Below are 17,787 nucleotides of genomic sequence, written 5' to 3'. Positions count from 1 at the left end.
ATGCCTCACACTTCCGTGCGCTGCCAGCCGTTCAGCCGCTCCTGCACCGCATCAATCTTCCAGCCTTCGCCCACACGCTTCATAAGAAAGCGGCGGTCAAAGCCGGTGTTTTTCTCCCTGGTGTAGATGTAGAGCTTGTTTTTGGTGATCTGCTCTGCGTCAAGGAATTCTTCCCCGTTGTAGGTGCCCTGGGCGCTGTATGAGAGGCCCAGAGGTCGATAGCCCGGACGGGGCTTTTCGCTCACATATTTCTCCCAGATCGTCAGCAGACGGGGCACTGCCTCAGCACCTTCAAACCCGGCCTGCTCCATGTACTGCTCCCACTGCGTCATCTCGGCAAAGAAAGCGGACAGCACCCTGCGGCATTCCGCCGCCGCCTGCTCATCCAGCTGGACGGGCTTTTTGGCCTTTTCCCGCTGGAGCTGGAAGAAGTGTTCCATCTGCTCCTGGGTGAATTGCACATGGGCCACTGGCTCGATACGGTTGTTGCCAGCGATGGCCAGCAGGCCCTCATAGGTAACGGCGGTATGGTCGATCTGGATGTGGGAGAGCTTGGAGATGGAGGCCGCCTGGAGCAGACCGGCATCATCCAGCCCGGTACGGTTGAGCGTCAGAAGGTCCAGCTTGCAGCCTTGCAGAGCGGACAGACTGCTGCCGTGGATGGCGGCGTTACCGTCCAGCAGCAGATAACGCAGCTTGGGCATAGCGGAAAAAACGGGGAAACAGGCGTCAGTGAGCGCACCGTCCTCCACGCCGAAGTTGGCCATGCTTTTATGTCCGGCAAAAGGGGCAAGCAGTTCATCCGTCACCGGATAGCTTTTCACATGGAAGCCCACCAGGGTGTAACCGGCCAGCTGCTCCATGATCTCTACGGTCAGTTCCGGGACTTCAAACTGCTTTTCTCCGTCTAAGGTCAGGACACCGCTCTCCCAGTTCACTGTCCGCGCCCGTTTTGGTAATTCCATAGCGCGCCTCCTTATTCCTGCTCTTTGTAACTGGCTTCAATGTCGATGAAGCGCACATACACGGCGCAGACTTCGCCCTTTGCGTCATAGCCGAAGTAGACGGGATAGTAACCGTCACCCCAGCCAGAGGCAAAGATGGGCAGATTGCAGTCCGTGTCCGGCACCGTCCAGTTGAGCCAGTCGCCGCAGTCTCCCTGATATTTGGGGTGGGCTTTGGCGTTTTCCTCCAGGAGATCGCAGAACAGGTCGTTGTAGGGGTCGATGTCCGGGTCCTCCTCCAGCCGCTTGGCCCAGTAGGTCTTGAAGGCCGCCTGGGTCTGGATGTCCGCAACACAGCCCATTCCAGCGTCTACGCCAAAGCCAAAATACTCGTCCTCGCCCAATTCCTCGTCCAGATCCTCGTTGCCCACCATGCCCAGCTCATAGCGGACAGGCTTTTCCTGAGAAACCTCCACCTTGACGCAGGCATAGCGGTCGCCGTATTGTTCGCTGGGCACCACACAGATCTTTACGGGGTAAGTCCCGGCGGGGATGGTCTGCATAAACGGCAGAGTGTCCTCCAGCTCCACCAGCGGATCGCAGGCGAAGATCTGCCCGGTGGGGAAATGGACGGCACCGATGTCCAGTACATCCACCGCCATGTTCCCAATCACTTTCTCTGTGAAATGGGCCTCCAAGTCATCTTTACAGGTCAGTTTGTTCTTGATTGCTTCGTATTTGTTCAGCCATTCAGTTGTAGGCATATCAGTTTCCTCCTGTTGATTTTGTTTCTTGATGTACACACTCTTTGAGCCATCCCAATAGCAGTTCACACACCGGCCATCCTGAAAATGATGGTCACAATTCGGGTAGCCATAAAGAATATGGGCACATTCCGGGCACAGCCCCATCATCTGTGAGGAGCCTTTGAAAAACAGGCTGCCGCACTCATCACAAACGGCCAGTTCTTTTTCTGTCATAGGGCTCACCAGTCCCGTTCCCGGATAGCCTCCTCGGTGTCGATGGGGATGTTGAACCACTCCAGAATGTAGGCCACAGTTGCCGCAATGCATTCCCGTGCCACCGTTTCGATCTCGCTGTCGTTCTCGTCAAACTCCTCCTGGAGATCATTGATGCCGCAGACCGCCTCGTCCAGCGTTTCCTGTACCACTTCGGGGTCGGTTTCGCCGTTCTCCAGCAGGTCGATGACCTTCTGAAGCTCGTCCTTGACCTTGTCCACCAGAGAAGCAGGATAGTAATCGTCCTGATACATCTCGTCCAGCAGTTTATAATTGGGGTCAAATGCTTTCATCGTGATTGCTCCTTTCTCATTCAAACATCAAACCGTATGATTCGGTCAGGCTTCCGTCGTCCTCGTGGAATATACACTGATACACAGGCTCACGCTGGGTTGCTTTGCGGAACCGCTCCAGAACCGGAGCCAGCGGCTCACCGGTAGGGATGCCGAGCGCATCAGACACCCGCCGCAAGCTGTCCATATCCATATCTTCCAAGTTACAGTTGCGATGTCTCTGCCCATACTCCTCCAATGTCTTGGAATCCACATACTGCTTTGCGTCACAGCAGTCGTGCCAGCAGATACAATTCACAAGCAGGGAAAAGAGATCGTCCATGCTCTCGGCCAGACGGCCTGCCTCCCCTTCGCTGCTGTAATATCCAATGGAGCCATCTTCCAGCAGATGGTATTCTCCGCCGGAGCCATCTCTGGCAAAAGCCATGCCGGGCAGTGTGAAGGTTGCTCGGCCGTCCGCCTCATCCCGCGGGGATAACTCATCCAGCAGGAAGAAGTCAAACAGCGAATCAAATTCATCCGCCAAATCAGGGTTTTCATGCAATATCTTCAAATAGTCCATAGCCGTTTTCCTCCGTTTACGGTTCTTGGGTCATTTTGCGCAGCTGTTCCAGCCACAGCGTTTCTTCCATTATCTCATCATTTTGGTAAAAATGGTCTTTGTCGCGGGCCAGATGATCGACAAGTGGAGCCGCGTCCACAGGAGTGCAAACTGTAAAACTGTCCCGATCCGCGCCCTTGATCTCTCGGTTGAGGTAGTACACCCGCTTGGCATCGCGGGAATACCAGTGCCCAAGCAGTTCCCAGGAAGTCAGCTCTGCTTTGGAAAGCTGCTTGCCGTAGGCATAGATCCGCTTCTCATCTCTGGCAAAATAGGTATCGCCCAACGAGCGGAAAGAGGAAACTTCCGCACCCTTGATGATCTTCACCTTGCCGTCCCCGTTGTGGAAGTAGACCTGCCGGCCGTCCTTTGCATATCCCTGGGGCGCACCCGAATCGTTCTGGCCGTTGTCTAATACCTGGAAGGCTGCCAGCTCTACATCTGGGATTCTTCCGCTGGTGGTGTAGACGGCTGTTTTGTCCATGGCGTAGGCATAGTTTAACACCCGAAACGATGCCGGGTCTGCTCCACGAAGGCGAATCCCGCCGAGAAAGCAGGCCGCAGAGGACTTACCCCAGTAATGCCAGCAGCAGAAGTCTTTGGGCGCAACACCTTTGAGCAGACCGTTTTCATATAGGCCGGAGAAATAGACCGCTCCATCCCGAAGGAAAAATTCGTTGTCCACCGGCTCTGTGTTGGCGATTGGTTGCAGCGTTTCTTCGTGCTCGGCTGTGACGCTCAACTCGATCTCATTGTCGCTGTAAATTAAGTAGAGTCCATGAGGAGCCTTTCTATCGAAATGCAGTTCAATGTCATGGTATTTGAGGATCAAAGGTTTCCCGCCGCTCCTCATGGTGGAAACGGCATCGGGCTTGCCAAAGATTTCTATGACCTCATCCTGTGACATTCCGAATTTCAGCGGTGAAATGTCCCGCGGATTCTGCAATATTTGACTGCGCCAAATCGGAAAGTCCTGTTTCATAGTTTTAATAGCACTGGAGGATCAGCCAGATCCGGTCGAAGCGGCGGGCTGCCAGATCCTCTTTGGTAATGTAGAAATAGATGTGCCCGCAGTCTCCGAACATCAGCTCAAAGTCGCCAAGCTCCACGGTATCCAGCTGGAACAGCAGCATCCATCGGTCTCTGGCCGTTTCTTCCGCCTGCTGACGGACCTCCTTTGGAATCTTAACCCAACCATTGCCCAGATAGTAGCCCTGGGTCACCAAATCACATTCGGCAAACATACTGTTCTGGATCACATCGGGCCAGCCCAGCAGCTGGGAGCGGTTCTCCGGGGTTTCGTCGGTCAGCTCGTTCCATACAAGATCAAAGGCATCGTAGTCTTTCTCATCGGGGAACATCTCGCTGAAATCCTGCCAGGAAGGATAGGAGTATTTTGAGTCCATCTTGATTTTGACCATAGGAAACTTGAAATCTTCCTCCATATCCGCAGGAAAGTTTGCTGCGGACAGCGCCGAAAGATCCTCAAACCAATAGACGCGGGCGCAACCCTTATCCTTGGGGTCATAGCCCCAGCACTGGGTATCCGTTTCATAGAAGAAGGACAGCAGACCGTGATCGGGCAGAAGATGCTCTTTGTCAAACTGGGCCAGCTCCTCACAGTTGAACTGGGCCAGGAAAGTGAGAGGACGATCTTTTACCACATGGTCATAGCTCTCGCCCTCATAAGTAGGCCAAACGAAGTCCGGGGGCACATCCGGCTTTCCGCCGAAGCGGGTAGCGCCCAGCTTGTATGTTTCTTTTCTGGCAATTTTCAGCTGAATGCTGTTTCTGCCCAACGACTCCAGTTTTTCTTTCATGTTCATAATCAGTTCCTCCTTGTTGCTTCGTCATATCTTTCCGTCCAGTGCCTCAACCGTTTTCATGGCAGCGGAATCAAATTTGCACTGCCGCAACTCCCGTTCAATCAGGGCAAACACATCTGGAAAGCACTCAATCTCATCCTGATACTCATATTTCGCATATAGTTTCCCGTACTCGGAGATCCAAACCTCCGCCGGGTAGTAGTAGCCGATATGACCGATGGGCTGGCACTTCTGACCGGCAGCCTGTTCGATCTCCGCCAGCTCACAGCCGGACATATCCCGGAAATAGGCGTCCTCCAAATGGTTTTTGATCCCATTGACCAGGTAAGGGAACAAAGCAAACTCAAAGTCAGCCGCCCAGTTCAGCTTTTTCTGCGCCAGGTACCACTCACAGCACAGGCCGAAATACTTGCGGTAAAACCGCTGGGTGGTCTTCATCATCGGGACGCCATGATTGGCGTAATACTTCTCCGCAATGGAAATATCCACACTGCGGCCTTCGTACCACCCAGCGTACTCCATCAGCTGCTTGACCTTGCTGCCCAGATCGCCGGAAATGGGGATGCGTTCTTTCGTCATAGAGTACCACCTCAGCTTTCATCAGTAATACAAAAAATCTCCTTGTTCAAGTCAAAGTAGATCACCATCAGCTCGTCGGTGATCTCCGGGTTGAAGGACAGATCCATAATGAAAACTTGTTGATCCATCTTGTAATCCACCAGGCTGCCAAAGCGATCAAGCCGCAAAAAGTCTACCATCTCGGCAAAGGACAGCTTGGCCGGGTCGGTTCCCGGAAAAAGTTCCGCCGCAATATCCGGGTCTACATCGTCCCGGTAGAACTCCATGAAAAATGTCACAACGCTATGGTAGCGGCTGTCCTCGTCCGCCAGTGCCGCTTTGATGGCGGCTTTGGCCTTCTCCGCCAATTTCTCCGCTTCATCCAGCATTTCTCCCACCGCATCCATAGCGGCAGGATTAGCCGTCAGTTCTTCCTCTACATCGAAAAGAAAGGGCAGTCCCGATTCCTCGGGAAAGTTGAAGATTTCCTCGCCGGGGGTATATGTAAAATCAATGCGTTTACAGTTCAGTTTCATAATGTTATCCTCCTTACCCCTCAATATTGGCAGTTTTGAGGCCCTTTTTCAAGGAGCCGTAGACCGTCACCGCATGGTCAGTGAACATCTCGTCGCAGTCAAACCAGGCGGTGAAGCTGCCGCCGGAGGTGACGGACAGGCTCGTCATGCTGATCCGCCGGGCCAGTTCTTCCTCTGTGATGGGGTCTGTTTCCGGATCGCGGGGGTTTTCCTCATCCTGGGAAAGCCAGTTGTTAGCCAGCTCGGTCAGGTTCTTTGCCGCAAGCTCCCGCATGGCTTTGTCCCAGGTTTCACAGTCGGCCAGCAGCTTCTTGGCGGCACTGCGGGCGCGGGTCCAGGAGGGCTTGCTTTCAGCATTGACCTCCAGAGAAAGGAGCACATCCTTTCCGCACCACTGGATCTCTCCCTCGAAGGTATCATAGTCCTTGTCCAGCTTCAGCTCACCCAGCACCTGGTCCTGGATCACCACCGGCTTGTGGTACTCGTCCAGAACGGCTTGAAGTTCCGGACAGTCCTCGTGGGCCTTGACCACCTGGGAGATACACCAGGGCCATGCCACCAGATCTTTTGCCCATTCCTCTTTCATCCGGCGGATCTTCAGGCGGCAGATCTGCTCGTTTTGAAAGCGTTCCCAGCCCTTTTCGCTGTTACGCTCCTCATCGGTGACCGGCCACTCCAGCCGCTCCTCTTTGGTACTGACCTTGCCGGTGTCACAGAACACGATACCCAGCGTCACAACGGTCATTTCCCAAAAGTTGCCTTTCCAGTTAAATCCGCCCCCAATGCAGCGGTTGATCAGAGCGACCACTTCCTGTTCCTCGGGCTCGTATATCTCATAGAATTCTTCAAACATCTGTGCAGCCTCCTTTACAGCAGTTCCAGCACTGCGGCAGCAGGCTGGGCAAACTCTGCCGGGACTTGCTTCAATACATCCTGGTAGGCTTTCACCGCCTGCCAGGAGTAGTAATAGAAGCTATAGAACAGGTCATCGGGGAAGACCTCGTCCTCCTCGTAGCGCATCTCATCTTCTTCCTCGTCGTATTCCTCCGACCACAGGTATTCTTCCTTCAGCAGATCGGAGAACAGCGGCAGCGGCTCGGCGTGTTCCATCTCATCTCCATCACGGAAGCACTGGAGGATGCAGGAGAAGAAGTCCAGCAGCTCCCCGGCCAGGAAATGGGCTGCGGGGTTCTGCCCGCTGTCTGCGAGGGCCTTCTCCAGAATTCGGCTCAGGAACACCATGCCAAAGGGGGTGGCGTGCCAAAGGGTACTCTGGTGCTCCATGTTGGTGGTGAGCTCGTAGAGGGACTCTTTGACGGACGCCAAATCACGCATCTGCTCCAGCACGGTCAGGTGTGCGGGAAAATCCGTCCCCCGGCCATAGGCGGTGGTGAGCCGGTGCCACGGGACATCCGTGACCTTGAGATGGGTGATGTAGGTTCTGTTTTCTTCTGTCATCGGTTTGCTCCTTATTCCTCAAACTCGCCCTCGATCATCCCGTTCAGATACCGACCGGGATCTGCGATGAAGTCATCCCATTTGGCCAGAGGGTGGAATTCCTCATGCTCGATGTCCAGATACCACAGCTTCTTGTCCCTGGGGCTCCACAGCAGCAGATAGTCGCTGTAGTTGTCCATCTGCACCATCAGGGAGAGCAGCTTCTTCCGTTTCCAGGTCATCTCCTGCACATCCATGAAGGAGTAGAGTTCCGCCCACTTCACCCATTCCTGATCCGGGAACTCCAGCCGTAGGGGGCCGGTCTTCAAGTATTCCACCAGCTTGGCAGGCAGCTTATAGGGCATGAGCTGCCGGGCCTTTTCCTGTTCGTTGTGCCAGTCCTCCGGTTCCAGGGCTTTTAAGTAGTCGGCCATCTCCTGATTCTTGTTCTGCACCGCCACACTGTAGGGACGGTCGCCGTATTTGTCAGCAATGGTGATGTCGGCTCCTTGCTCAATAAGCCAGCGCACCATGGGGAGATTTTTGTGTCGGACAGCTTCGGTGACAGCGGTGGAGGCGTTCGGAAACACCATGTCCGGCTTGTGGTAATTGATGTCTGCCCCTTTTTCCAGAAGCAACCGGGCAAGTTTGGTATTGCCCTCAGACACAGCGGCCCGAAATGCCTCGCCGCCAAACTTGTCCACTGTGATCCCGGCCTGTTCCAGCACCTGGATATTCTCCGCTCGCTGTCCCCAGCGCACTTCCTGGAAGGCCCGCTCTTTCTGCTTCGGGGAGAGTATTGCGGCCTGTCCCGCAAAGAGGGCCACCACCTCCGGCCCACAACAGCGGGCGGCGGTGAGCAGCAGGGGCTGTTCCTCTGCCAGACCGGGATCAGCTCCATGCTCCAACAGGAAATGGATCATGGGCACATCATTCCGAAAAACCGCGATCTCCAATGGCATCAGCTTGATGTATTCGCTGAGCTGGATGGGAACATCTAAATCCAGACCGCCTTGAAGCAGCGCCTCCAGCTTGGGAGTGTCATGGTCACAGATGGCAGCAGCCGGTTCCGGGAGGGTCTCCCAGCGGCCAATATATGCAATTTGGTACATAAGGCACCTACTTTCGTTGTTGTTTCACTTGATAGGGAACGGTTCGGCCCAGCACCCGGCCCTTGCCAACGGCATTGGCTCTCTCATAGATCAAAAATTCCGCATTGTTTTCCAGCGGGGCGTAGTCAATGGTATCTGGATAGAGAGGCTGGGCATTTCCAAAAGCCGGTGTATCAAATATACACTCGGTTCCGTCCAGAAAGCATACACCCAGATATTCCGTAGTTCCAATAACCATAAAATGGGGACAATACTTTCCACTGACCAGGCTGGGGGGCGTTTTTCGCTTGCCGCTCCAGAAGATGACCTCCACATGGAGCACCGCCCAGTTTTCATCTGTCCCGATCATGCCGCATTCTCCTCTTATCCCACAATGGTGGTTTCCTTGACGGTCAGATTGTCGTAATTCATGGCGATTAGCTTCCCGGCGGCCTGTGGGGTACACATAAACCAGGTGCTCATGCCCCAGGCATCCATCCTTGTAACCGTGAAGAAGTCGGTTTCGGTGGGAGTTGGATTTCTTGCGTCAAGATAGTGGTCGGAGTAGAGGTACACCAGATCTACCTCCCGCTCCGGCAGCCACTTGGCCCGGCGTGCACGGGGCTTTCCGTTTTTCAGCGTCTTTTCTCTGGGGTTCTCGAACCATTCCAGCTCCTTGAGTTTCAGGCCAGTGAAGGTATCCATCAGCCGCTGGGCAATCTCCCGGTGGGTAAATACTCCGCAGTCCCAGGAGCCCATCAGCCATGTCTTTATAAAATCGCCCACCTTGCTGCCAGGAGCAGGCGGCCCGTAGACGCTCTCATCCGCCCACATGACCTCTACCTTTTCACATTGATCTGGCCGAGGACAGGACTGCTTGTTGCCATAACGATACATGATATTTACATAGCCATAATCTTCTCCGGTTCGGTCATGACCGACGGCTTCCACTTTATAGGCAGTTATGGACATTGCAGTTTCACCTCCTGAGCCAATACAAATCCGCACAGCCCAAGGGAAGAATCAATGACAAATACCCGGATGTGCTCCCGATCCATGCGCTCCCGCAGTTCCTCGATGCCGCAACAGGCGGGAAAGCCGTAAGGGATGGTACCGTCCAGCAGGTCTTTATACTGTTCAAAAAAACCGTCCACGGTGATCTCGTCCATGCCAAAGAGGATGTTGTCCTGGATTACATTCTCAAACCAGTGGGCCAGCAGGCCGGTAAAGCGAACAGATACTTTCTCTCCGGCCTCGGTCTGGGTATCCATGTGCAGAGTATGGGCTTCAAAGTCAGCGCAGTAGCACAGGACTCTGTTGTCGTGCAGACCATCAAAAGAGCCAATCAGCGTACTCATAGGGATTCCTCCTCGTCCATGAGCTGCTCCTGCACCTCTTTGGGCAGGTCATTCCACAAAATATCGTATGTAAAATCCCGAATCTCCGGGTAACACTCCCGTGCGGTCTTTTCCGCAATATCTCTATTCAGGTAGTGCATCTCTTGGTGGAAAAACCAGTTGAGTTTTTCCATCAGCCGATAGAGTCGGATTTGTTCTTCTTGGGTCATGGGATTGCTCCTCCTATTTCAACTTCAGCACAAATCCCCAGATACTCACCACAATCAGGAGGACACCCAGCAGAAAGAAAACCACACGCCGGTATCCTCTGCTGTGTCGATGAGCATCCCGCGTACCAGTGGGGTCGCAGAGCCAGTTCCAGTTGCGGATCGCCCCAATTAAAATCACGGCCCCGATGAGCACCGAGGTAATGTACCAATGCTCTTGCAAAAATGCTGTGATCTGTTCGCTGTTCATTCTACTTCCTCCTCACGCAAATACCTGCTGGTATTTCTCTTTCAGTTCCTTCGGTGCTGTCTTGATGACCTTGCTACCACCATTTTCGGAATTCTTTCCCCAGATGGCCCAGAGCAGGCTCTGCCAAGCGATGGCCCGGAATTTCGGGTCCTTGTCCTCTTCCGGCAGGAGATAGGCGGAAAAGCGGCGCTTGACTGTCAGCAGCGCATCCAGGCTTTCCGCATTGGCAATCAGGCTGCGAAATTCCTTGGCAGGCTCCAACCACTGCATAGACAATGCGCCCCGCACCAATACCCCCAGCGTCCATGGTTGAAAACCAAACTTCCGGATCAAGGCATGAAGAAATTTTCCTTGCAGTGAGGAGTGCTCGTCGTCGCAGAAATCCAGATACTCCGTTACCAGCGGTGCCCATCGTTCTCCCTCCAGTCCCAGGGCGAACACAGCAAAGGTGCCGGGCATCGCGCAGAACTCATCAGCAAAGTTTTCATAGTACTCATACTCCCGCATGGCCAGACGAGCGTATCGCTCTATAGCCGGATGCAGATCGGGGTGCTGCACAGCGCAGGCAAAGAGCTGATTGACTCCCCTTTTAGGAAGTCCAGGAATGGGCAGATAGAGTTTTTCCTTTCCACAGAACTCCACCGAGTAACTGCGGGGAAATTCCTCCTGAGAAAGCACCGCACACAGGTAGTCCAAGATTTCCGCATAGCACTCTTCGGTGGCGGCCTTAGCCGTGATGCGGATGGTGGCAAACGCATCGTTGGCTGATGCGGTGAAATGCTCCGTCTTACGGCGCTGGATGTCCTTTGGCAATTTGCCGCTGCCGGCTGTTTTCAGTTGCTTCACCATATCTGGGCGAAGCTGGGAGACCAGGCCGAGGATGTGCTCGGTGGTGAGGGATTCAAAACTCTGCCCGTACACCGTATGGCAGACCGCCACATAGCAGGCAAAGCGCAGCAGGCCTTCATCCACATCCTCCGGACGCAATTCCGGCCACACGGTGCAGGGTGGAAAGACGGTAAAGCCATCATCCCGCTCTCCCACAAGGAAGAACCGCTCCTGCACCTGCTTTTCTATGTATTTCTCCAATGTATAGCGGATCTCCTGCCAGCCCACCAACCGCCGCAGGGCATCGCAGAATATAACAGCTTCCTCATAGGGAAATCCCTTCAAAGGCAGTTTGGACAGATACCGATCCAACAGCTGGCTGGGAAGAAAGGGTGTCCCGTTGTGATTTCGCACCACGGTCGGGTAGGCGGAGTGATTTTCACGAGCGGTTCCGTTCAGCACATCCTGAATGCAGAGATCCGCCTCCACCAGCACCTCCGGGGAAGTGTCCGGCTTGTGGATCAGATAGTAGCGGTCATGTACGCCATCACGCTTTGGCAAACTCATGTTCTCATACTCCTTTCAGGCAATAAAAAAGCCCCACGCCGCACTGTCATAAAGACAGGCTGACGCAGGACATGAAGAAGCCGCGTTGAAGGAGCCGCATCCACCAGCAGATGTAGTTTCTTCAACAACCAAAATATTTTTTTCGTATCTTAAAGCAGCAAATTGCTGTTCAATATATTTGTTCATAGCGGCACCATTTGTTCTGAGCATAGTTTTATATTTTATTATATCACAGCACTCCTTCAATGAAAATATTTTGTTGGAAATGCCAATGAAAAATTTTTGTGAATTTGTTAAGTCGTAGGGGTTGTTATTTCCATAGTATCTGGATGGATCAGAGTGATTACTTTTCCCTGATGCAAGGCATAATTGACTGTCTGTGCTGTGCCTGAGCGCAGCTTTTTCTGATTATCAAACACACCGATGATGTACTCTGCATGATCGACCATATAATAATTTCTTTTTTTATAACTGGAAACATCCGCAGAATGTGAAATAACAATCGAATCGTTTGCGTTTTGGATCAGCTTTTTCAATCTATGTCTACTCTGATCCGGCCATTTAGAGTCATAGCCGATGAAGGGAATTACAACGATAATTTTAATATCCTCGTATCCTGTTTGTGCTCTCAATGTTAGCAGCTGTTCTCCAGCCCACATATCCACACCAAGAGCACCGCCGACAAAAAAAGTACGGACAAATTTCTCGTCATGGAGTATGCGAAACTGCTCCAGGAGACATTCTTTCAGCTTTTGGCATAGAGGATCTTCCTCATTATATCCAAAGCAAAATCTTGTTGGTCTGTGGCCGGTAATGGCACAGGCATACTGATTCATACAAATCACCCTTGATAACTGCCTTGATTACGCATATAAAGCAAAAATAACGTAAATAATAATGCGTATAAAGGTTATATTACAAAATTATAACACAACACATACGAAGTATCAAGAATTGCTTTCTGCTATGCTAAAAGAGCAGAGAGGTGAGCGTATGGACGAAGAATTTATCCGCAATCGAATCACAGAATTACGATTGAAAAAAGGCGTTTCAGAATATCAGATGAGCATGGAGTTAGGGCAGAACAGAAGCTATATTCAGGCGATTTCTTCCGGGCGTTCTATGCCGTCTATGAAGCAGTTTCTCAACATCTGTGAGTATTTTGAAATCACGCCGCTTCAATTTTTTGATGCACAGGAGAATAACCCTCAGCTTATCAAGAAGGCTTTGGACGGAATGAGAAAGATGTCAGATGACGATCTGATTATGCTGATTGGTTTTATAAGTCGCTTAAACACAGAAAACTAACGATAGGAGGCAGTAAGCGTCCCGTCGTTAGTTTTTTCATTTTATGCGCAGCATATTGTGGCAAGCAATGCTTGTGGCTATCCATTTCGCCACAAACTGCTTGTTGAGGGCAGTGCCCCCAAGCCCCTTTGAACACAGAATTTCATTCTGTGGCTGCGCGTTCTGCGAACGCTTTTGACCAGGACCAGCTTACCGCTGGCCGTGGTCTTTTTCTTTTTCAACATCCTGTTCTACCTCCATTTTCAACACTCGATCCACATTGGCCTTTGCCGTTAAAAGCTCCCGCATTTCCTCACGGGAACGTCGGTACTCGGCATAGGTCTTTTTCTTTTCTTCCAGCAATTTCGCGTACTCCGTCTGCAACTCTTTGACCTTGGGCAGCTTCTTGACTCCCATCTCATCAAAGGCATTCTTAGCAGCCTGGTGGAGCAGAATTTCTTCCTCATGTTCCTCCCGGAATTTCTTAGAGTAGCCCGCCTTGCGGTATGCCACATAGACCTCACGGGTCTTGGCATAATTTACGATGTGAGTACGCAGAACAGCAATCTCTGCCATGCGCTTTTCAGCCGCTTTGATCTGCGCCGAAAGCTCATTGTGATGTGCCGTGGCAGCCGCAGCCTTTTCTTCCAAAACCGCATACTCCAGCAGGTTATGCTCTGACAAGTAATTCATGGTCTGTGCCATTTGTTTCAGATTGAAAACCTTGGCCCATCGAGCATAACCAGCACCTTTTCCTGCCTGCAATTTTGCCTGAATGTCCACCAGCAGATTGACCTTCGGCGGCTCTGCCTGTGTGACTGTTTTCTTTCGTGGGATATGCGCTTTCTTCCCGGAGAGAACTGCCTGCAAATCTTCCAATCCATATCCTTCGCCCAGGCTGTCCATGCGGGCGGCTTTCTCCCAACCGGGGAGCTTCAGGCGATACGATTTTCCGCGCTTTGATACTTCACAGTCGGACTCTTTCAGTAGCTTCAGCAGTTCCTCAAAATTAGCAGGGCTTTGTGATAATGCGTTGTCAATCGCCACACGAAGCAGCTCTCGGTGAGATGGCTTTGCCTGATCGCCCAGCCATTTGTTATAGCTCTTTCCATGAGGGTTCGGATTCTCTACAATGGACAGTCCATTCTCAATGCAGATGGTGTCACTTATCCGACGAACCGCCTTGGTGCTGCCCCAAAAGTTTCGGAACTTCCGGTCATATTCTAAGCTGACCGATGACCAGATAATGTGATTATGAATGTGAGACTTGTCTATGTGAGTACAGACCACAAAAGCATGATTGCCCTTGGTAAAACGCTTGGCAAATTCTACGCCCAGCAGGTTGGCTTCTTCCGGAGTGATCTCTCCGGGGCGGAAAGACTGGCGCACATGATAGGCAATCACATCGTCCGCACCTCGCACTCGTCCGGTCGCGGCAAGGTACTGTCGCTTTGCCAGAAGGAACTCTGCATCCGCAGTCCGACTGTCACACGCATAGCCGGTAATGAGCCTGCCGTTATCTGTTTTCTTTGGATTGGCCACATAGTCGATGATGTCACTGATCGCCCGACTTTCTGTGCGGCCCTTGCCGACATGAAGCGGCATGATTCTTGTGGTTGCCATAGGTCAGACCTCCTTTCCGAAAAGAAAACGGCCTGTCGTAGCAGACCGCGTTCTTTTAACCTTTTTGACTTCCGAAAATATTGCAGTTTCACTTCCGATTTTGTAAAGACAGGATGTTAAATCTGACATCCTGTTTCTTTATCCATACACCTTATCCTGGATCGCAAATTTCAAACTCTGCACCTTGCCCAGCAGCCAGATTGCAGCCAGCGGCAGTCCCATAGGGCTAATCAAAAATGCCGTAACCAAAAGGATTACACCATTCTGTGGGGAGTAGGCAATCAGCACAGCCACGCCAAGCAGAGCAATTACAGTGCTGAGCAGGCCAAGCACCAGACCGGATATGTAGATCAGCCCCGTGCAGAGCCAGACAAAAAGCGTCAGTACCAAAATGACCGGTGCAGTTACGATCATCAGCAGGCATTTCAAAATCTTCATTCCAGTTCCTCCTTCCAGCGATCCAGATGCCGTTTGCACAGGGCATCCGCTTCTCTCTCATCATCTTCCGTCACTTCCCGTTTGCCTTTGGTCAGTTCAATCTCCAGATAAGTCCGGTAATCATCGGCTAAGAGGTCGAACAGTTCCTTGGGAGTATGGCACACCTCGCCGGTGCAATAGTGAAAGTCTTGGCCAAACTCAACCCTTACACATCCGTGACGGCTGATATAAACTTCGGTGGTCTCGTCTGCGTCCAGGTAGTCCGCAAAAATCCCCAGCACTTTTTCAAAGGTCAGCATCTGTTTTCCACTCCTTTGCTACACTTTTTATTCTACTCATATTATCCGGTACGGACAGGCAAAAGACAAGGATACCGGCAAAAAGAAAAAGCGGAGGGAGGTGCGGCGAAGAAACGCCGTTCCTCCCTCCGCAAACGGAGTATTTATCCCTGTTATGAAAGTTTAGAAAGCTGGGTAAGGATTTCCCTCACACCCTCCCATAACTGTTCCTGCTGCTGGGATATATCCTCCAAGTCAGTATCATAAACCCGCCCCGTCTCATGCACTTTGCGGGTCAGCTGATTCAAGTTGTTACTGCTTCGGCGCATTAGGGAGACCAGCTCCTTCAGCTCCGGCAGTTCCAGCTTGACCACATACCCATCCAGTGCCATTTTTCTTAGATAGGCTTCACGGTTTGAGGTTCCAAACTGAGACATTTTTTGCTCAATTACAGCAAGCTCCTCCGATGAAACTCTAAAGTTTAATTGCATATCCCTCTTACGCTTTGCCATAGTTATCTCTCCGGTTCCTGTTTCTTTGGGGCGGCAGGCTTATGGGGAGGCAGCTCCTGCTTGAGCTTTTGCAGGACAGAGCCTTTTTCTTTCTCCTGAACGATCTTTCGAGCCTGTCTTGTAAACAGGTCTACAAGTCCCGGATTGACTCGATCCACTACCAGATCTGCACATTGTTGGGAAGAAGCACTATCCTCCGGCATAGGAATGGTCTTTGCCCATGCTTTGTTGTCACGGGAGATCCGCCCATCTGCATCCTTATGCTGAATGGTATTGGCGAGAATAAAGTTCATTCGCTCCGGTCCGAATTTCTCCATGACCTCCTGCACCGCAGAAGAGGTATCCAGTCGGTTGTCTCCGTAGTGGGTGCTGATTGCCTGCTCAATGGCAACTTTACAGGAAAAATTCGCCTGGTCAGACATCCAATATGCGTCTGTTTCTCCATGCTTAGTCGCGTATGAAGCAGAATGAAGATAAACTACCATAGGATTAAGTTCTTCTGGTTCTCTGCATACCTCATTGGCTCGGCTTTCAATGCTGTCCCGGATCACATCCATATAGCCGGTCTCCAGCTTTTCAAAATAGCGGTACACATCCGCCAGCGGCGAGGGAGATTCCAAAAGCGCCTTGGCCTGGGCGTCGGTCAGCTCCAGTTCCTCCATCGCCATCACGATGTCCTCACGGATGGTGTACTCATAGGTGTGATTCAGGATTTCTTCCGGGGGCTGGCTTTTCAGCCAGTCCCTGTATTTGTCCTGCTCAGCAGCCATCTTTTCATAAAGAGCCGTATTCAGATCGTTGGTATTCATGTTATCGCACCTCCTCATGCTGTTTTGGTTTCTTGTCTGTACTGCGGGACGGCACCGGGCGTTTCAGATGGTTCAATACCGAAGGCCGTGTGCTTTTGGCAACGACAGCTTCATCGTGTGCCTGTCCCTTTCCGTCGATGTTGAGCAGGGTATCCAGCTCCACCAGACGGGCGTTTTTGCTTCTCAGTTCTTCTTCATAAAGGAATGGCTTTCCAACTTCCTCTTTTGCGGCAGCCTGCTGCTGATAGAGGTTATCCAGCTGGGCCTTTGCCGCCTCCAGACGCTGGGGCATCTGGGCGAGGGCATTGTCGATACGGGTAAGATTTCCGCGAGGGTCTGTACCAAGGGTTGCCCTGTGGGTCATCTGTCCTTTCAGCAGGAGCGTATATTCCTGTTTCCAGGCGGAAAATTCCACGGACATGGCATAGCCCCGATAGCTGCCGATCTGCACCGGATCGGAGGTTTTGACCTCCTTGCAGGCATCCAAAAGGGCTGCACCGGCGTTCTCCTTATCGGTCAGCAGGTCGCCCCGGATCTCCATACCGGCAAAGCCGTCCTCTGGGTGCGGGTGAGCTGCCAAAACCTCCAGGTCAGATTCAAAGCCCTTGATAAAGCCCTTGTGCTTTTCAATCTCCTCCGGGAAATATTTGAGCAGCTGGTCCTCCAGACGATACTGCTTGCTCTGGTGGTCGGCTTTCATCAGCTTCAGGCGAGATACTTCCACATCCAAATCCATACGCTCTTTGATACGGGGGTCTCCGGCGCACAGAGCCTTGATCTCGGCAAAACTGAGGGCGGTTTCATCCACATCATCGCAGGAGCGCACCGGCGATTTAGAAGTCATGATCTGGCTGATGAATTTCTGCTTATTCTCCACCGTCTGCCAGAGGTATGCGTCAAAGGTTCCTTCGGTCACATAGCGGTACACATGAACAAGGGGATTCTGGTTGCCCTGGCGCTCGATACGCCCCTTTCTCTGGGCAAGGTCTCCCGGTCTCCACGGACAGTCCAGGTCATGAAGTGCCACCAGACGGTCCTGCACATTGGTGCCTGCGCCCATCTTGGCGGTGCTGCCCATAAGCACACGCACCTGACCGGTACGAACTTTAGAGAACAGCTCCTTTTTCCGCACTTCGGTGTTGGCTTCATGGATAAAAGCGATCTGGTCGGCAGGCATCCCCTGAGCAATGAGCTTCTGACGAATATCGTCATATACCGTAAAGGCCGGTTCCTGCTCCGGCAGGGGTACAGCGCCTTCCAGTGCGTGAAGCAGTGGATTATCCAGCGTTTTCGCCGCCTTGCTTGCAGGAGCTTTTGTCTGCGGTG

The 17,787-nt window shown here is 52.3% G+C and carries 25 protein-coding genes and 1 pseudogene; 1 reads left to right on the top strand and 25 read right to left on the bottom strand.

Going from position 1 to position 17,787, the window contains the following annotated elements:
* Nucleotides 1–5 precede the first annotated feature (5 nt).
* The 19 genes from OCV69_RS06920 to OCV69_RS06830 all read right to left on the bottom strand — a co-directional run bounded on the left by OCV69_RS06920 (nt 6) and on the right by OCV69_RS06830 (nt 12,350).
* Nucleotides 6–965, bottom strand: coding sequence for an NTF2 fold immunity protein (locus tag OCV69_RS06920; RefSeq protein WP_006877304.1), 960 nt, complete (start codon nt 963–965; stop codon nt 6–8).
* Between the two features lie 11 nt (nt 966–976).
* A complete protein-coding gene (locus tag OCV69_RS06915) occupies nt 977–1,708 on the bottom strand; it encodes a DUF4241 domain-containing protein (protein WP_330601408.1) in 732 nt (243 codons plus the stop codon).
* Nucleotides 1,709–1,929: 221 nt separating this feature from the next.
* Complete coding sequence (locus tag OCV69_RS06910; protein ID WP_006877302.1) at nt 1,930–2,256, bottom strand: DUF5713 family protein; 327 nt, start codon at nt 2,254–2,256, stop codon at nt 1,930–1,932.
* 16 nt (nt 2,257–2,272) lie between these two features.
* A complete protein-coding gene (locus OCV69_RS06905) occupies nt 2,273–2,818 on the bottom strand; it encodes a hypothetical protein (RefSeq protein ID WP_006877301.1) in 546 nt (181 codons plus the stop codon).
* 16 nt (nt 2,819–2,834) lie between these two features.
* A complete protein-coding gene (locus tag OCV69_RS06900) occupies nt 2,835–3,839 on the bottom strand; it encodes a DKNYY domain-containing protein (RefSeq protein WP_154042049.1) in 1,005 nt (334 codons plus the stop codon).
* A gap of 4 nt (nt 3,840–3,843) precedes the next feature.
* Nucleotides 3,844–4,683 (bottom strand): YwqG family protein, encoded by an 840-nt coding sequence (locus OCV69_RS06895; protein ID WP_154042050.1) that lies wholly within the window; start codon nt 4,681–4,683, stop codon nt 3,844–3,846.
* Between the two features lie 24 nt (nt 4,684–4,707).
* On the bottom strand, nt 4,708–5,262 hold the full coding sequence (locus tag OCV69_RS06890; protein WP_154042051.1) for an SUKH-3 domain-containing protein: 555 nt from the start codon (nt 5,260–5,262) through the stop codon (nt 4,708–4,710).
* 11 nt (nt 5,263–5,273) lie between these two features.
* On the bottom strand, nt 5,274–5,777 hold the full coding sequence (locus tag OCV69_RS06885) for a DUF2004 domain-containing protein (protein WP_158358436.1): 504 nt from the start codon (nt 5,775–5,777) through the stop codon (nt 5,274–5,276).
* 13 nt (nt 5,778–5,790) lie between these two features.
* On the bottom strand, nt 5,791–6,630 hold the full coding sequence (locus OCV69_RS06880) for a DUF2262 domain-containing protein (RefSeq protein WP_158358435.1): 840 nt from the start codon (nt 6,628–6,630) through the stop codon (nt 5,791–5,793).
* Nucleotides 6,631–6,644: 14 nt separating this feature from the next.
* On the bottom strand, nt 6,645–7,235 hold the full coding sequence (locus OCV69_RS06875; RefSeq protein ID WP_154042052.1) for a hypothetical protein: 591 nt from the start codon (nt 7,233–7,235) through the stop codon (nt 6,645–6,647).
* An 11-nt stretch (nt 7,236–7,246) separates the two neighbouring features.
* Nucleotides 7,247–8,326, bottom strand: a complete 1,080-nt coding sequence (locus OCV69_RS06870) for an ankyrin repeat domain-containing protein (RefSeq protein ID WP_154042053.1) — start codon at nt 8,324–8,326, stop codon at nt 7,247–7,249.
* A gap of 7 nt (nt 8,327–8,333) precedes the next feature.
* On the bottom strand, nt 8,334–8,675 hold the full coding sequence (locus OCV69_RS06865) for a hypothetical protein (protein WP_154042054.1): 342 nt from the start codon (nt 8,673–8,675) through the stop codon (nt 8,334–8,336).
* A gap of 14 nt (nt 8,676–8,689) precedes the next feature.
* Nucleotides 8,690–9,277, bottom strand: coding sequence for a hypothetical protein (locus OCV69_RS06860; RefSeq protein WP_154042055.1), 588 nt, complete (start codon nt 9,275–9,277; stop codon nt 8,690–8,692).
* On the bottom strand, nt 9,268–9,663 hold the full coding sequence (locus OCV69_RS06855) for a hypothetical protein (protein ID WP_154042056.1): 396 nt from the start codon (nt 9,661–9,663) through the stop codon (nt 9,268–9,270). Before OCV69_RS06855 ends, OCV69_RS06860 begins: the two co-directional genes overlap by 10 nt.
* The gene (locus tag OCV69_RS06850) at nt 9,660–9,872 is read right to left on the bottom strand and encodes a hypothetical protein (protein WP_069432244.1); all 213 of its coding nucleotides are present in this window, start codon (nt 9,870–9,872) and stop codon (nt 9,660–9,662) included. Before OCV69_RS06850 ends, OCV69_RS06855 begins: the two co-directional genes overlap by 4 nt.
* A 13-nt stretch (nt 9,873–9,885) precedes the next feature.
* Nucleotides 9,886–10,119, bottom strand: coding sequence for a cytochrome D ubiquinol oxidase subunit II (locus OCV69_RS06845; protein WP_154042057.1), 234 nt, complete (start codon nt 10,117–10,119; stop codon nt 9,886–9,888).
* Between the two features lie 12 nt (nt 10,120–10,131).
* Nucleotides 10,132–11,514, bottom strand: coding sequence for a DUF6138 family protein (locus OCV69_RS06840; protein WP_154042058.1), 1,383 nt, complete (start codon nt 11,512–11,514; stop codon nt 10,132–10,134).
* A gap of 15 nt (nt 11,515–11,529) precedes the next feature.
* A complete protein-coding gene (locus tag OCV69_RS06835) occupies nt 11,530–11,700 on the bottom strand; it encodes a hypothetical protein (protein ID WP_007037462.1) in 171 nt (56 codons plus the stop codon).
* A 107-nt stretch (nt 11,701–11,807) separates the two neighbouring features.
* Complete coding sequence (locus OCV69_RS06830; protein ID WP_057571444.1) at nt 11,808–12,350, bottom strand: SLOG family protein; 543 nt, start codon at nt 12,348–12,350, stop codon at nt 11,808–11,810.
* A gap of 157 nt (nt 12,351–12,507) precedes the next feature.
* On the opposite strand from OCV69_RS06830, the gene OCV69_RS06825 reads away from it, so the two are divergent.
* Complete coding sequence (locus tag OCV69_RS06825) at nt 12,508–12,822, top strand: helix-turn-helix domain-containing protein (protein ID WP_002576937.1); 315 nt, start codon at nt 12,508–12,510, stop codon at nt 12,820–12,822.
* A gap of 189 nt (nt 12,823–13,011) precedes the next feature.
* Here OCV69_RS06825 and OCV69_RS06820 read toward each other — a convergent pair whose 3' ends face one another.
* The 6 genes and pseudogenes from OCV69_RS06820 to OCV69_RS06795 all read right to left on the bottom strand — a co-directional run.
* Complete coding sequence (locus OCV69_RS06820) at nt 13,012–14,424, bottom strand: relaxase/mobilization nuclease domain-containing protein (RefSeq protein WP_154042060.1); 1,413 nt, start codon at nt 14,422–14,424, stop codon at nt 13,012–13,014.
* A gap of 138 nt (nt 14,425–14,562) precedes the next feature.
* On the bottom strand, nt 14,563–14,862 hold the full coding sequence (locus tag OCV69_RS06815) for a CD1845 family protein (protein WP_154042061.1): 300 nt from the start codon (nt 14,860–14,862) through the stop codon (nt 14,563–14,565).
* The gene (locus tag OCV69_RS06810; protein ID WP_154042062.1) at nt 14,859–15,161 is read right to left on the bottom strand and encodes a hypothetical protein; all 303 of its coding nucleotides are present in this window, start codon (nt 15,159–15,161) and stop codon (nt 14,859–14,861) included. Before OCV69_RS06810 ends, OCV69_RS06815 begins: the two co-directional genes overlap by 4 nt.
* A 152-nt stretch (nt 15,162–15,313) precedes the next feature.
* Nucleotides 15,314–15,652: a plasmid mobilization protein gene (locus tag OCV69_RS06805; protein ID WP_154042064.1), complete on the bottom strand. Its 339-nt coding sequence runs from the start codon at nt 15,650–15,652 to the stop codon at nt 15,314–15,316.
* Nucleotides 15,653–15,654: 2 nt separating this feature from the next.
* Complete coding sequence (locus OCV69_RS06800) at nt 15,655–16,461, bottom strand: DUF3848 domain-containing protein (RefSeq protein WP_154042065.1); 807 nt, start codon at nt 16,459–16,461, stop codon at nt 15,655–15,657.
* Nucleotide 16,462: 1 nt separating this feature from the next.
* A pseudogene (locus tag OCV69_RS06795) lies at nt 16,463–17,787 on the bottom strand (SNF2-related protein); the annotation flags it as partial.

Origin of the sequence: Alitiscatomonas aceti, assembly GCF_025567195.1 — a bacterium.
GTDB lineage: Bacteria > Bacillota > Clostridia > Lachnospirales > Lachnospiraceae > Alitiscatomonas > Alitiscatomonas aceti.
This window is presented reverse-complemented; position numbering and strand designations above follow the sequence as displayed.

Coding starts and splice junctions, on each gene's coding strand:
- OCV69_RS06870 (WP_154042053.1), bottom strand. CDS start 8,326: ATGTACCAAATTGCATATATTGGCCGCTGGGAGACCCTCCCGGAACCG.
- OCV69_RS06810 (WP_154042062.1), bottom strand. CDS start 15,161: ATGCTGACCTTTGAAAAAGTGCTGGGGATTTTTGCGGACTACCTGGAC.
- OCV69_RS06910 (WP_006877302.1), bottom strand. CDS start 2,256: ATGAAAGCATTTGACCCCAATTATAAACTGCTGGACGAGATGTATCAG.
- OCV69_RS06825 (WP_002576937.1), top strand. CDS start 12,508: ATGGACGAAGAATTTATCCGCAATCGAATCACAGAATTACGATTGAAA.
- OCV69_RS06860 (WP_154042055.1), bottom strand. CDS start 9,277: ATGTCCATAACTGCCTATAAAGTGGAAGCCGTCGGTCATGACCGAACC.
- OCV69_RS06830 (WP_057571444.1), bottom strand. CDS start 12,350: ATGAATCAGTATGCCTGTGCCATTACCGGCCACAGACCAACAAGATTT.
- OCV69_RS06850 (WP_069432244.1), bottom strand. CDS start 9,872: ATGACCCAAGAAGAACAAATCCGACTCTATCGGCTGATGGAAAAACTC.
- OCV69_RS06800 (WP_154042065.1), bottom strand. CDS start 16,461: ATGAATACCAACGATCTGAATACGGCTCTTTATGAAAAGATGGCTGCT.
- OCV69_RS06815 (WP_154042061.1), bottom strand. CDS start 14,862: ATGAAGATTTTGAAATGCCTGCTGATGATCGTAACTGCACCGGTCATT.
- OCV69_RS06915 (WP_330601408.1), bottom strand. CDS start 1,708: ATGCCTACAACTGAATGGCTGAACAAATACGAAGCAATCAAGAACAAA.
- OCV69_RS06845 (WP_154042057.1), bottom strand. CDS start 10,119: ATGAACAGCGAACAGATCACAGCATTTTTGCAAGAGCATTGGTACATT.
- OCV69_RS06890 (WP_154042051.1), bottom strand. CDS start 5,262: ATGACGAAAGAACGCATCCCCATTTCCGGCGATCTGGGCAGCAAGGTC.
- OCV69_RS06905 (WP_006877301.1), bottom strand. CDS start 2,818: ATGGACTATTTGAAGATATTGCATGAAAACCCTGATTTGGCGGATGAA.
- OCV69_RS06885 (WP_158358436.1), bottom strand. CDS start 5,777: ATGAAACTGAACTGTAAACGCATTGATTTTACATATACCCCCGGCGAG.
- OCV69_RS06880 (WP_158358435.1), bottom strand. CDS start 6,630: ATGTTTGAAGAATTCTATGAGATATACGAGCCCGAGGAACAGGAAGTG.
- OCV69_RS06855 (WP_154042056.1), bottom strand. CDS start 9,663: ATGAGTACGCTGATTGGCTCTTTTGATGGTCTGCACGACAACAGAGTC.
- OCV69_RS06805 (WP_154042064.1), bottom strand. CDS start 15,652: ATGGCAAAGCGTAAGAGGGATATGCAATTAAACTTTAGAGTTTCATCG.
- OCV69_RS06900 (WP_154042049.1), bottom strand. CDS start 3,839: ATGAAACAGGACTTTCCGATTTGGCGCAGTCAAATATTGCAGAATCCG.
- OCV69_RS06835 (WP_007037462.1), bottom strand. CDS start 11,700: ATGAACAAATATATTGAACAGCAATTTGCTGCTTTAAGATACGAAAAA.
- OCV69_RS06875 (WP_154042052.1), bottom strand. CDS start 7,235: ATGACAGAAGAAAACAGAACCTACATCACCCATCTCAAGGTCACGGAT.
- OCV69_RS06920 (WP_006877304.1), bottom strand. CDS start 965: ATGGAATTACCAAAACGGGCGCGGACAGTGAACTGGGAGAGCGGTGTC.
- OCV69_RS06820 (WP_154042060.1), bottom strand. CDS start 14,424: ATGGCAACCACAAGAATCATGCCGCTTCATGTCGGCAAGGGCCGCACA.
- OCV69_RS06840 (WP_154042058.1), bottom strand. CDS start 11,514: ATGAGTTTGCCAAAGCGTGATGGCGTACATGACCGCTACTATCTGATC.
- OCV69_RS06895 (WP_154042050.1), bottom strand. CDS start 4,683: ATGAACATGAAAGAAAAACTGGAGTCGTTGGGCAGAAACAGCATTCAG.
- OCV69_RS06865 (WP_154042054.1), bottom strand. CDS start 8,675: ATGATCGGGACAGATGAAAACTGGGCGGTGCTCCATGTGGAGGTCATC.